Origin of the sequence: Actinacidiphila acididurans (assembly GCF_016918855.1) — a bacterium.
Lineage (GTDB): Bacteria > Actinomycetota > Actinomycetes > Streptomycetales > Streptomycetaceae > Actinacidiphila > Actinacidiphila acididurans.
The window spans coordinates 38,089-50,446 of record NZ_JADKYB010000024.1; the positions used below are offsets into that span (position 1 = coordinate 38,089).

Genomic DNA, 12,358 nt, shown 5'->3' on the forward strand with positions numbered 1-12,358 from the left:
GACCGCCATGCGAGCCGCCCTCTTCCTCACCTGCGTCAACGACACGCTCTACCCCGACACCGGTCGGGCGGTGGTACGGCTGCTGGAGCGCCTGGGCGTGGAGGTCGACTTCCCCCTGGCGCAGACCTGTTGCGGGCAGGCCCACTACAACACCGGCTACCGGCACGAGGCCGAACCCCTTGCCCGCCGCCACGCGCGGGTCTTCCGCGACTACGACTACGTGGTCACGCCCTCGGGTTCGTGCGCTGCGATGGTGCGCGACATCCACCCGCGGCTCGGCGGGCGCGCCCGCGCCGAGGGCCGCGGTGACGGCCTCGCCAGGGACCTGACCGGCACCGGGACCAGGACGTACGAACTCACCGAGTTCCTGGTGGACGTGCTCGGCGTGACGGACGTGGGCGCGTACTTCCCGCACACCGTCACCTATCACCCCACCTGCCACGGCCTGCGGATGCTGGGCCTGGGCGACCGCCCGCGGCGGCTGCTGGAAGCCGTACGGGGCCTGGAACTACGGGAGTTGGCGGGGGCGGAGGAGTGCTGCGGCTTCGGCGGCACCTTCGCGGTGAAGAACTCCGACGTGTCGGCCGCCATGGGCGCGGACAAGGTCGCCAACGCGGTACGGAGCGGCGCCGAGGTGCTGTGCGCCGCGGACAACTCCTGCCTGATGCACCTCGGTGGCACCATCGCCCGGCAGGGAACCGCGATCCGCCCGGTGCACATTGCCGAGATCCTCGCCTCGACGCGGGAGGAGCCGTTGCGGCTGCCCGCCACGGGCGCCCCTGTCCACATGACCGTCGGCCGCCCGGGCACCGAGGCCCGCGCGCGCCGGGAAGGGACACACCGATGAGCAGTACGTTTCTCGGTCTGCCGTCGTTTCCGGTGGCGGCGCGGGAGTCGACGCGGGACGGGCAGTTGCGGGCGAACCTGCGGCACGCCACCCACACCATCCGCGCCAAACGCGCCGTCGCGGTCGGCGAACTCTCCGACTGGGGGGAGTTGCGGGCCGCGGGAGCCGCGATCAAGGACCACACCCTGGCCCACCTCGACCACTACCTCCAGCAACTGGAACAGGCCGTCACCGCCGCCGGCGGCCACGTCCACTGGGCCGCCGACGCCGACGAGGCCAACCGCATCGTCACCGACCTCGTCCACGCCACCGGCGAAACCGAGGTCGTCAAGGTCAAATCCATGGCCACCCAGGAAATCGGCCTCAACGAAGCCCTCGCCGCTCAGGGCATCCGCGCCTACGAGACCGACCTGGCCGAACTCATCGTCCAGTTGGGCGACGACCGGCCCTCGCACATCCTGGTCCCCGCGATCCACAAGAACCGCGCCGAGATCCGCGACATCTTCCGCACCCAGATGGCCGCCTGGGGACGACCCGCACCGCAGGGCCTGAGCGATGAGCCGGCGGCGTTGGCGGAGGCGGCCCGGCTGCACCTGCGGCAGAAATTCCTGCACACCAAGGTCGGCATCTCCGGAGCCAACTTCATGGTCGCCGACACCGGCACCCTGGTCGTCCTGGAATCCGAGGGCAACGGACGCATGTGCCTGACCCTGCCCGAAACCCTGATCTCGGTGGTCGGCATCGAGAAGATCGTGCCGACCTTCCGCGACCTGGAAGTCTTCCTCCAGACCCTGCCCCGCTCCTCCACCGCCGAACGCATGAACCCCTACACCACCATGTGGACCGGCACCACCGACGGCGACGGCCCCAAGGAGTTTCATCTGGTGCTGCTGGACAACGGCCGCACCGACACCCTCGCCGACACCGTAGGCCGCCAGGCCCTGCGCTGCATCCGCTGCTCGGCCTGCCTGAACGTCTGCCCCGTCTACGAACGCGCCGGCGGCCACGCCTACGGCTCCGCCTACCCCGGCCCCATCGGCGCCATCCTCACCCCACAACTGCGCGGCACCGCAACCGAACTGGACGCCTCCCTCCCCTACGCCTCCAGCCTGTGCGGAGCCTGCTACGACGTCTGCCCCGTCGCCATCGACATCCCCGACATCCTCGTCCACCTCCGCCAACGCGTCGTCGAGGGCGGGGAGACGGTCCGGGGAGGCGTCAAGACGGTGCTCGAGCCGGCCAAGGGCCACACCACCGAACGCGCGGCCATGCGCGCCGCCCGCTGGGTCTTCACGCACCCGGCCGCCTTCGCTGCCGGCCGGCGCGCGGCCACCGCCACCCGCCGCCTCCACTCCCGCCGCCTGCCCGGCCCCGGTCGCGCCTGGACCGACACCCGCGACCTGCCCGCCGTACCCGCCCAGTCCTTCCGTGCCTGGTGGCAGCGCACCCACACCACGAAGGGCGGCACCCCGTGAGCAGCAAAGACATCGTCCTGGGCCGGGTCCGCCGGGCCCTCGCCGGGGCACCCGCGGACACCACACCGTACGAACAGGCCATCGCCCGCGCGTACGTACGCGAGCACGGCCGGCGTACGACGGAGCAGACCGTGGACCTGCTGGCCGAGCACCTCGCCGACTACCGGGCACACGTCCATCGCACGGATGCGGCGGGCCTGGCAGGGCTGATTGCGCGGCTGCTCACCGACCGCGGCGCACGGCGGGTCCTGGTGCCGGCCGGCCTGCCCCCGCAATGGCCCGCGGCAGTGGACGCCACCCGGGTCGAGGACCGGCCCGACGCCACCCATGACGACCTGGACAGCGTGGACAGTGTCGTCACCGGCTGCGCCCTCGCGATCGCCGAGACCGGCACCATCGTGCTGGACGCCGGCCCCGCACAGGGCCGCCGCCGCATCACCCTCGTCCCCGACCACCACGTCTGCGTGATCCGCGCCCCCGGCCAGGTCGTCGCCTCCCTGCCCCAGGCCCTCGAACGCCTCGTTCCCACCCGCCCGTTGACCTGGATCTCCGGCCCCTCCGCCACCAGCGACATCGAACTGCAACGGGTCGAAGGGGTGCACGGCCCGCGTCGCCTCGACGTCGTACTCCTCGACGACGCAGGCTGAGCCTCACCGCGCGGCGCCGCGGCTCGTCCCGAAGGTGCCGGTCATCCGTACCAGGCCGCCGTACTCCTTGACGTTCTGCTCGTCGAGGTGGGTGGCGGCCGGACCGTTGCGGAACAGCGGGCTCACCACGGGGCGCCCGGAGGAGGCCTTGAAGGCGGCGTCCATCCGCGGGGTGGTGGAGGTCAACCAGCCGAGGGCGGCCTGCGGTTTCGCGCCGGGGTAGTCCAGGCGGACGCAGTCCCGCAGCAGGGCGGTGTAGCCGCTGGTGGCGCGGCAGACGAGGTTCTCCAGATTGCCGTGCTCGTCCCACACCACGTCGATGCCGACGGTCTGGTTTTTCGCCGGGTGGGCGACCCCGCCCGAGACCCGGACCGGCGCCTCGCCCGGCTGAGTGCTCCTCTTCCTGGCGGACAGCGTGATGTGCCAGGTGCGGGCCAGGGCGGTCACGAAGGACGCGCCGGTGTAACCCGCGGCTATGGGCGCGATCTTGAGGTCCGGCGGAATCGTGTTGGCACTGCTCGGCTCGGTGGGCCAGGCGGTGGCCGACGCCGAGGGGGATGCCGCGCCGTCGGTAGTGGCGACAGCGGGGGAGTCGGGCCCGGACCCGCTGTGGCCCGCGTCCGAGCACCCTGTCAGCAGAAGTCCGATGGCGAGCGCTGCCGCGATTGCGGCGGCGACTCTTGAGGGCCCAGCTTTCGGCGCCGCGTCCGTCGCTGTGTCCACCACGTCCATGCGATGTCTTCCTTTCAAGCCGCTACGGCACCGCTCCGGGATCGGTTCCCGGCGGATTCTGCGGGTTCTGCGGGAACGACTTGTACGCCGCCTCCAGCAGCCACGTATGCACGGGCGCGTCCGGTGCGGACTCCGGGGGCCGGAAGTGGAGGGACACGCCGGCCTGCGTGCGGATGGCCTGCTGGTCGGCGAACGTCAAGGCGTCGTACGAACTCCACGTGCACCCGGCCGCCGTGAGACGCGCGGTGACCACGTCCCAGGTGAAGGGCCCCCACAGCCGCTCGTCCCCGGCACCGCCGTAGGCCGGGGCACGGAACCGCCCGCCCGACTCCTCGTCGAACCCGAGCAGCTCCACCCGCCTCTCGGCGGAGACCCACACCTCTAGGCTCCCGTCCTTGAACCCGATCGGACCGTCACCCGCTGTCCCCGCCGTCGGCACCAGCCCGGTCCCGCGGCCCAGCACCCGATCGGCCTCCCCGCCGGGCATGCCGGGCCACAGCCCCAAGGTCTCACCAGTGACCGCGAACGTAATGATCAGGTCGAGCACGGTGTCCACGGCTGGAGGTTACCGAAGTGCCTCCGCCGAACCGCCCACCCGAATCCCGAACACGCGCCGAGCTTTTCTTTTTGGGCCGGCGCGTGAGCGGAACAATGGGGATGCGTCGGCCGGCGGGGCAAACCATTGCCGCCTGAGCTTTTTCGCCGGCGTCCGGCGGCGTATCCGCGGCCTTGCGGCAGCCGCCGAACAAGGTCGGCCTGCGCGGGGCGTGGAGCCCTGGCCGGGGGAGCGTCCGGCCGCAGCGGACAACGAGGCCTTCTTCGCAAATACCCCGATCCGCGCGACCATGAGGACGCGCAATCCGATTGGCGTCGTACGCGGGGCGCCCCATAAGCTCCCCGCGCGAGCGGAGTGACGCCCGCGAAGACTTCTGGGGGGAAGCAGCCATGACGACGAACGATCAGGACGGCACGGGCGGGGCGGACGCGACGCGGAAGCCGGGGGAGGCGGGGGCGGCCCAGGAATCGGCGGCCCAGCCAGACGGGGCCACTCCCGCTGACTCCGCGTCGGCGGATTTCCTGCTTGCCGAGCCCGCCCCGCGGGGTGAGCCGACCGCGCCGCCCGTGCCCGGCGAACCGCAGGCACCGCCGGCCGGGGCCCCGGCACCCTTTGCGCCGCCCGCGCCCGGCGAACCGCCCGCCCCCGCCGGCCCCTACGTACCTCCGTCGCCCTACGCCCCCGGCGGGAGCTCTCTTCCACCCGTGCCGCCCTCCCCGTACGGCCCGCCGCCTTCCGTACCGCCCTCGCCGTACGGGCCGGTGGAGTATCTCGGTTCCACGCCGCTGACGGCTGAGGGGCAGCCTGTGCCCGCCGGGCCCGCGGACGTGCTGCGGGCGGTGGCCGTCGGGCTGCTCAACCTCAGCGGGCTCGGGCTCGGTTACGCGCTGCTGCGCCGTTGGGCGGGGCTGGTGCTGTGCCTGGTGGCGACCGCCGTGCTGCTGGTGGTCGCGCTGCCCGCGGACGCGGACGGGGTGTCCGGCAAGGTGGTCGCCGCCTATGCCGTGTTCCTGGTGCTGGCGGCCGTGCACGGTGCTTTCCGCGGGCTGCGCCGGCCCCTGTCGTGGCCGCCGAAGTCGCCGGTCGCCGTCGTCCTCGGCCTGGTGCTGCTGGCCGTGCCGGTCGGCGGGGTCGTCCTCTACAACGGGGCGAAGGACGACGCGACGCAGAAGATGCTGCTGGACCGGCTCGCCACGGCGGATCACCTGGTGCAGGTCTCCAAGGCCCAGCCGTTCGGCTCGTCCAAGTTCGAGTACGGCAAGGCGCTGGCCACCTACCGCGACCTGTACGACCACCACGCGGGGTCGCGGGCCGCCAAGCGGGTGCCGGCGAGCCTGACGGCGTACTACTCGGCGGTCGGCGCGACGTACGACCAGAAGAAGTACTGCGACGCGGTCGAGCCGCTCCAGTACCTGCGCACCGTACCGGCGCACTTCGACAAGAAGGCCCTGGGCACGCTGGCCACCTGGCCCGACGACCGGCTGGCGACGTCGCTGTACGAATGCGGCGCGCAGTCGCTGAGCCAGGACCCGTCCTCGTCCACCGCCGAGACGGACTTCAGCACGCTGCTGACCACGTTTCCGGCCTCTCCCCAGGCCGCGAAGGTCGAGCCGGCCTACCGGGCGGCGATCGACAAGGCCGCCCGGGAGTTGAAGGGCAGCGACCCCTGCGCGGCCACCGGCACCGTACGCGCGCTCGACGGAAGCGTCGCCGGCCTGCCCGGCAAGCAGGCGGGGATGGCCGACGCCTTCGCCAAGGACGCCCAGCGCGCCGCGGGCTACGAGGAGTCCGGTACGTACGCCTGCGGCGTGCACCAGTACAAGGGCGGCGACTTCGACACCGCGCTCACCACGATCAACGACTTCATCACCCGCTACCCGCACGACGGCCACTTGGCGCTCGCCAAGAAGATCGCCATCGCCGCCGAGGTCGCCCAGAACGAACCGGCGGCCGGCAAGCACCTGCCCACGCTGGACTCGGGCGGAAGCATCCCCATGACGTTCACCAACGACAGCCCCGACGCCGTGCAGATCCTCTACACCGGCCAGGTGACCGGCAGCATCACCATCAAGGGCTGCTCGGGCTGCTCCGTCTACGCCACCGAAACCGACGCGAGCGCCCACGCCTGCAAGAGCAGCAGCAAGAACTACGCGAAGAAGACCCTCTACCTCCCCGCCGGCACCATGTACTTCCTCAACAAGCCGGTGGACGACCCCTCCACCACTCCCGCCAGCCACACCTCCACCCTCCGCTCCGACTACGTCTACACGGAGTGCGCCTACACGGTCCACCGCGACTACGGCCTCTGACACCCAGCCCGAACAACCCGCTGACCGCACCGACCACGGCCTCCCCTTTCACCTGATCGGGGATGCCGGCGCGGTGCGGTCAGCCGGTCAGTGGCCGATCAGCCGTGGATGCGCAGGCGGACGATCATGACGTCCGGTGCGAGGCCGTCAAGGTAGGTGTTGGCGAAGTCGAGGGACTGCTGCGGCGCCCGGGGTTCGGACGTGACGTAGAACCACGCTCCGTCCAGGGTGAGCAGGTTGTCCGTAGGGATCACCCACTCGGGTTGCCTCATTCCGTACGGGGTGTGACGGGCCTGAGCGGGGTCAAGGCTTGCGGCCAGTTGTGCGGCGCGGGTGCGCATGCCCTTGAAGTCGAGCAGGCCGCGCGGCCCCCCGTCGCACTGCCCGGCCGTCCAGTCGCGGGGCTCCCCGCGGGCGTCCACCAGCGCCCGCACGAGGCGAGGGTCGTCTTCGTGGCCGGGGAGTACGTCGAACTCCTCGCCCGGCCGGCCGAGCCACCAGCTGTCCCATTCCCCTTGGCAGGGCTCGTGGCGGCCGTTGAGGTCGAAGGGGGCCATGGCCTCCTCGATCGCGGCACGCAGGTCCTGGTGGGCGTCCGCCGGCAGGCAGACCGTGACCACTTCGTTCGCCATGCGTCCCCGTTCCCCCCGGCCAATGGATCTACATGCTGGCACCGAGTGCCCCGGTCCGACACGCCGGTTTTCGCACCGGCGCCCCGAAGCGAAGGTCCTCAGCCGAGCAGGACGAGAAACGCCCGCTGGATCTCGGCCGTGTACTGGCCGAGATGGAAGCGGGCTTCCTCGACGGGTTCGTCGTCGGGCCCCGGGTACGTCAGGTCGGTCCAGACGACCGTGTCGCCGCGCAGGTGGACCCGGATGCGCAGTTCGTCCGGGGCGGGCCCGGGGCTCGTGTGGGCCACGCTGACCGTGCGGGGGGTTTCCGTCGGGTAGAGGGGGCCGCCGGGGCGGAGGAGGTGGCTCGGGGGGAGGCCGACCGCTCTGCTGTCGCTGCGCGAGATCATGTCGAGGCCGTCGACGAACAGGTACGTGTGCACCGCCGTGCACAGCGGCGCCCCGGGACACCTGCTGACAAGCAGAGTGCTGGTCGGCGCCGGGTTGGGGACATCGGGCCGTCCGGCGCGGAGCTCGTGCGGGGACCTACGGGGCATCTGCCTGACGGGAAGCCATGCGCCGATCGTAACGGTGATCGGTCCCTGCCCGCGAGGGTCAGCACGGTACCGCCCGGGGCAGCCTCTTGCGGACGCCCTGTTCCGGACATTGTCCGGGCATTACTCGAGTGGGATGTCGAGCCCGAATTCCTCGCGGGGGCGGGGGCCGTGGATACGGCGGTCGGTTGCCTGGATGGCGACATCGTTGATGCTCGCCTCGCGCCGCAGCATGAGGCCGTGCTCGTCGAATTCCCACAGTTCGTTGCCGTAGCTGCGCCACCATTGGCCCGTCGCGTCGTGGCACTCGTACTGGAAGCGGACGGCGATGCGGTTCTCGTGGAAGGCCCACAGGCTCTTGCGCAGGGCGTAGTCGAGTTCGCGCTCCCACTTGCGGGTGAGGAAGGCGACGATCTCCTCGCGGCCGGTCACGAAGGCGCCGCGGTTGCGCCACACCGAATCCGGGGTGTAGGCCGAGGCGACCCGCTCCGGATCGCGGGTGTTCCACGCGTCCTCGGCCGCCTGGACCTTCTGCAGGGCTGTTTCCCGGGTGAACGGGGGGTAGGGCGGGCGGTCTTCGGGCATCACGGCCTCCTTGCGTCGAGAACGTACGTTCTCCGTCGAGGTGACCTACGATAGAGAACGACCGTTCTCAACGTCAAGGAGCCCCGCATGCCGGCCCCGGTCACCGAGGAACAAAGCCGCCTGGACCGCCACGCGCTGCTCGACGCGGCGGAGCGGCTCTTCTACGCACGCGGCATCCAGGCCGTCGGCATGGACGAGGTCCGGGCGGCGTCCGGCCTGCCGCTGAAGCGCATATACCGGCTTTTCGCCACGAAGGAGGACCTCGTCGTGGCGATGCTCAGAAACCGCGACCAGCGGTGGCGGGGAAACCTGGCCGCCTACGTGGAAGGGACCGCGGACCCCCGCGAGCGCGTCCTGGCGATCTTCGACTGGCTCGCCCGGTGGTTCGCCGAACCCGATTTCCGCGGCTGCGCCTGGACCAACGCGTTCGGCGAACTGGGTACGTCGTCCGAGCCGGTGCTCGCCGAAGTCCGGTCCCACAAGCGGGCGTTCCACGACCAGATCGCCGCATGGGTCCGGCCCACCGGGATACCGTCGGCCGAACCGGTCCACCTCCTCGCCGAAGGAGCGATTGTGACGGCCGCCATCACCGGCGACCCTGCCCCGGCCCGCCACGCCCGCACGGCCGTCGCCACGCTGCTCGAAGCGGCAGCCCCCGAGCCGGGATGACCTCGCCGCCCCGGAGCGGGCGCCGTACCGGCAGACCGGGTCACGCCGCTCAGCCGGCGCGCTCGTGGGAGCCGTACTCCATCAGGTCCAGCGCGTGCTTGAGGACCTCGCAGGCCTGGATGTGGTTGCCGGACTCCTGGAGGAGGTCGGCGAGCCGGCGGCAGACCAGGACGGCCTCCGGGCCGAAGGACTTGTGGGTGGCCAGGAACGCCTGCTCCAGCACCTCGACGGCCTCCCTGCTCTGCCCTGTGTCGGCGAGGAGTTCGGCCAGTTCGAGCTGGACGGCATAGGTGTGGGCGCCGGGATCGGGCGCGCCTTCCTGGAGGACGAGCCGCAGCACCGGCAGCGCGTCCCGGCTGCGCCCCGCCGACCGCAGCAGCCGGGCCAGGCTCAGCCCGGCGCTGAGCATCGCGGCGCGCACCTCCTCGCGGAGTACGGGTCCGGCCGGCACCGGAGCCGCGGCCGCGGCGCGGTTGCGGACCAGCGGCAGCCGGCCGGTGTTGTTCTCCTGGTGGCGCTGCGGCCGGGGACGGTTCTTGGCCCGCAGGCGCAGGTCGAGTTCCTGGTAGATCGTCTCCAGGTCGATCAGCTCCGGCCCGTCGTCGATGCCGAGCCGCAGGATGTCCAGGAGTTCGCCGGTGAAGGCGGTGTGCATCTCGCCGTCCGGCGCAAGCGCCACCCGGTCCTTCGGGGACGCGGCGAGCACGTACGCGCCGTCCACGGCCGTCTCGTCCGCGATGCCGCCGGCCAGTGCCCGGGCCGCCCGCCCGCTGAAGCAGCAGTCCAGCACGATGATTTTGCGCCGCGCCCGGGACTGCCGGACCACGGTGCGCAGGTGCTGGTAGGCAACCGCGGTGTAGCCGGTGTTGGCCCGGGAGCCGGTCAGCGCGAGGTAGAGGTCGGCGGAGTCGGCGTCCCGCAGGCCGTGGCCCGCGTAGTACACGAGCAGCGTGTCGTCGGCGTCCTCGCCCGCCCGCTGCACCGGATCCAGCAGCGCGGAGGAGCTCTGCGGGTCGGCGACGACCAGGCAGTTCCCGTCGGGCAGCCCCCACAGCATGGGGTCGCCGAGCGCCTGGGCGAGGTCGCGCAGATTGGCGCCCACCGCGGGGAGCTGTTCGAGCTGGTGATACGCCGCGGTGCCGACCAGGACGGCGCGCGACCGCATCGGATCAGGAAGGCGTTCCGTCACCCGCCGGCTCCCCCGTGAGTGGGTGCGTGCTCTGCTCGGCCCCGGTGGGTACGGCGTCCCCGGCCGGTACGGCGTCCGCGACCCGCGCAGGTGCCGCCACCGGGGCGGGAGGTGGCGCCGCAGGTGCGGGAGCCGCCGCCGGAACGGGAGGTGCCGCGGCAGGTGCGGGAGCCGCCACCGGTACGGGAGGCGCCGCCGCGGCGGGCATCATCACCGGTGGCTCTTCCGCTAGGAGCACTACCGCCTGGACGAGCGCGGCCGCGTCCACCTCACCGGTCGCCGGGACCTCGACCGTCGCCTCGCCGCGCCGCAGGACGAGAGCGGGCGGGCGGCGGTGGGCGTCGCGCCACTGGAGGACGGACACCACCAGCGACGCCGCCGACAGCCCCGACCCGAGGGTGAGTTGCAGGATGTCGAACGCCGTGCCCATCTGCCCGGGCCGGGGCGGCGCCCCGTCGCGCACCTGGCCGTCCGCGCGGCCCGCCAGGCTCTCGTCCGCGCGCAGCCAGCGCAGCAGCGACCGCAGGTCGTCCTCGGTGTCCTCCGGGACGGCCGCGGCCAGGCCGACCTCGATCTCAACCACGCCCGGTGCTCCTCTCCGCCTCGCAGCGCTCGTTCACCGCCGAGAACAGGGCGACGGCCTCCCCGCCCGCGCCGAGCCGGGACAGGCACATCGCCTGCCAGAACTGGGCGGCCAGTGTCGTGGGATGGTCCCGGCCCAGCGACGTGGGGCAGACCCGGGCCAGGGTGCCGAGGATGCGTACCGCTTCCTGGAGGTCGCCGCGGTGCACGAGGTTGACCGCCTCGCGCAGCCGGGAGGTCGCCTTCGCGTCGGTCATGCCGCTCATGACCATCTGCTGGGTGGTGCCGCTCAGCCCGAGCGGGCCGGGTCCGGCCGCGCCCGGCCAGGCCTGGGCCGGCGCCGGGGCGCCGGTCATCCGCAGCCCCGAGATGTCCTCGGCGGCATCACCGGCCGGCACGGAGGTGGTGGGAGCTGCCGTGCCGCCCCGGGTCTCGCCGAGCCGCGCCACCGTGGCGAGCGCCTGCTCGCGGATGCAGTCGGCGACCAGGTCGCGCAGCCGCCGTACGGTCTCCGGGGACGTCGCCGTCTCCAGCCGGCCCAGGACGTCGGCCGCGCTCGCCGGGCGGCGCTCGGCGTCGCGTTCGGTGAGCGCGTCCGTGAGTTCGGCGAGCCGCGCGGGGATGCCGGCGGTGCCGCCCAGCCGGGGCAGGCCGCTGTCCACGACCTGGAAGATGATCGGCGCGATCTCCTCTTCGCCGGTGAACGGGTGCCGCCCGGTGAGCATGGTGTAGAGGCAGGTGCCGAGCCCGTACAGGTCGGCGGCCGGCCGCGGGGAGGCGCCGCGCAGCGTCTCCGGCGGCAGATAGCGCGGGGTGCCGACGACCTCGCCCAGTTCGGTCACCGGGGTGTTGTCGACGGCGCGGGCGAGCCCGAAGTCCTGGAGGACGACCCGGCCGGTCCTTGTGATCATCACATTGGACGGTTTGACATCCCGGTGGACCACGCCCGCCTCGTGGACCACCAGCAGGCCCGCGCAGATGCCCGCGGCGACCGCCTCGGCCATGTCGGGCGGCAGCGCGCCGCGATCCTCCACCAGGACGTCGAGTTCGACGCCGTCGAGGAGTTCCATCACCAGATACGACGGCTCCGAACCGCCCACCCCGACGTCCAGCACCCCGACCACGAAGGGGGAGCTGATCCTGGCCAGCGTCTCGGCCTCACGCCGGAAGCGCTGGAGGGCGACCGGGTCGGCGGGCCCCGGGCCCTCGGTGAGGACCTTGACCGCGACCCGGCGGCCCAGGGCCAGGTCCTCCGCCTCGTGGACCCGGCTGGTGCCACCGCTGCCGAGCGGCCGCAGTAACCGGTAGCGGTCGGCGAGGACCGTGCCGCCTGTCGTCATCCGCTTCCTCCCCCGTGACGTGCGCGTGGAACGATCCTATGCCGCCCGTACGTTCGGCGTTCGGTGCCTGCCGCGGGTCCCGGCCCCGAAGCCGAGCGGTGCCCCGAAGCGCTCCCGGCACTGCCCGCATGACGAACACCACAATTCCCGGTAGGAAGTGCGGCCATGTGCCGCCTTCTCCCGTAGAAGCCAGGGCAATCCGCCCGCGGACATGCCCGTCACCTCCCGGTAGAAGGGCGGAAAAGGGAATCTGACCGCTCTC

At 72.3% G+C, this 12,358-nt stretch carries 13 protein-coding genes; 5 read left to right on the forward strand and 8 right to left on the reverse strand.

Features of this window, described 5'->3' with window-relative positions; genetic code table 11:
• The first annotated feature begins 7 nt into the window (after positions 1 to 7).
• Genes ITX44_RS33000 through ITX44_RS33010 form a run of 3 tightly spaced genes read left to right on the forward strand, consistent with a single transcriptional unit; the run spans position 8 to position 2,969 of the window.
• Complete coding sequence (locus ITX44_RS33000) at positions 8 to 847, forward strand: (Fe-S)-binding protein (protein WP_205362135.1); 840 nt, start codon at positions 8 to 10, stop codon at positions 845 to 847.
• Positions 844 to 2,322, forward strand: a complete 1,479-nt coding sequence (locus ITX44_RS33005) for a LutB/LldF family L-lactate oxidation iron-sulfur protein (protein WP_205362136.1) — start codon at positions 844 to 846, stop codon at positions 2,320 to 2,322. Before ITX44_RS33000 ends, ITX44_RS33005 begins: the two co-directional genes overlap by 4 nt.
• A complete protein-coding gene (locus tag ITX44_RS33010) occupies positions 2,319 to 2,969 on the forward strand; it encodes a LutC/YkgG family protein (protein ID WP_205362138.1) in 651 nt (216 codons plus the stop codon). Before ITX44_RS33005 ends, ITX44_RS33010 begins: the two co-directional genes overlap by 4 nt.
• Before the next feature lie 3 nt (positions 2,970 to 2,972).
• On the opposite strand, the gene ITX44_RS33015 is transcribed toward ITX44_RS33010, so the two are convergent.
• On the reverse strand, positions 2,973 to 3,701 hold the full coding sequence (locus tag ITX44_RS33015) for a hypothetical protein (protein WP_205362140.1): 729 nt from the start codon (positions 3,699 to 3,701) through the stop codon (positions 2,973 to 2,975).
• A 22-nt stretch (positions 3,702 to 3,723) separates the two neighbouring features.
• Positions 3,724 to 4,257: a hypothetical protein gene (locus tag ITX44_RS33020; protein ID WP_205362141.1), complete on the reverse strand. Its 534-nt coding sequence runs from the start codon at positions 4,255 to 4,257 to the stop codon at positions 3,724 to 3,726.
• A gap of 806 nt (positions 4,258 to 5,063) precedes the next feature.
• Here ITX44_RS33020 and ITX44_RS33025 point away from each other — a divergent pair.
• Positions 5,064 to 6,566, forward strand: coding sequence for a hypothetical protein (locus tag ITX44_RS33025; protein ID WP_307795603.1), 1,503 nt, complete (start codon positions 5,064 to 5,066; stop codon positions 6,564 to 6,566).
• A gap of 98 nt (positions 6,567 to 6,664) precedes the next feature.
• Here the strand turns inward: ITX44_RS33025 and ITX44_RS33030 are convergent, their stop codons facing one another.
• From ITX44_RS33030 to ITX44_RS33040, 3 genes are all read right to left on the reverse strand, one after another.
• Positions 6,665 to 7,198, reverse strand: a complete 534-nt coding sequence (locus ITX44_RS33030; RefSeq protein WP_205362143.1) for a hypothetical protein — start codon at positions 7,196 to 7,198, stop codon at positions 6,665 to 6,667.
• A 98-nt stretch (positions 7,199 to 7,296) separates the two neighbouring features.
• Positions 7,297 to 7,620 (reverse strand): hypothetical protein, encoded by a 324-nt coding sequence (locus ITX44_RS33035; protein WP_205362145.1) that lies wholly within the window; start codon positions 7,618 to 7,620, stop codon positions 7,297 to 7,299.
• A gap of 234 nt (positions 7,621 to 7,854) precedes the next feature.
• Positions 7,855 to 8,316 (reverse strand): nuclear transport factor 2 family protein, encoded by a 462-nt coding sequence (locus ITX44_RS33040; protein WP_205362147.1) that lies wholly within the window; start codon positions 8,314 to 8,316, stop codon positions 7,855 to 7,857.
• A gap of 87 nt (positions 8,317 to 8,403) precedes the next feature.
• Here ITX44_RS33040 and ITX44_RS33045 point away from each other — a divergent pair, with 87 nt between their 5' ends.
• Positions 8,404 to 8,985, forward strand: coding sequence for a TetR/AcrR family transcriptional regulator (locus ITX44_RS33045; protein ID WP_205362149.1), 582 nt, complete (start codon positions 8,404 to 8,406; stop codon positions 8,983 to 8,985).
• Positions 8,986 to 9,034: 49 nt separating this feature from the next.
• Here ITX44_RS33045 and ITX44_RS33050 read toward each other — a convergent pair whose 3' ends face one another.
• From ITX44_RS33050 to ITX44_RS33060, 3 genes are read right to left on the reverse strand one after another with little or no spacing between them, the layout of a single operon-like run.
• On the reverse strand, positions 9,035 to 10,150 hold the full coding sequence (locus ITX44_RS33050) for a caspase, EACC1-associated type (RefSeq protein WP_205362151.1): 1,116 nt from the start codon (positions 10,148 to 10,150) through the stop codon (positions 9,035 to 9,037).
• Between the two features lie 4 nt (positions 10,151 to 10,154).
• On the reverse strand, positions 10,155 to 10,757 hold the full coding sequence (locus tag ITX44_RS42400; protein WP_205362153.1) for an effector-associated constant component EACC1: 603 nt from the start codon (positions 10,755 to 10,757) through the stop codon (positions 10,155 to 10,157).
• On the reverse strand, positions 10,750 to 12,096 hold the full coding sequence (locus ITX44_RS33060; protein WP_205362155.1) for a serine/threonine-protein kinase: 1,347 nt from the start codon (positions 12,094 to 12,096) through the stop codon (positions 10,750 to 10,752). The genes ITX44_RS42400 and ITX44_RS33060 overlap by 8 nt, the downstream gene beginning before the upstream one ends.
• Positions 12,097 to 12,358 lie beyond the last annotated feature (262 nt).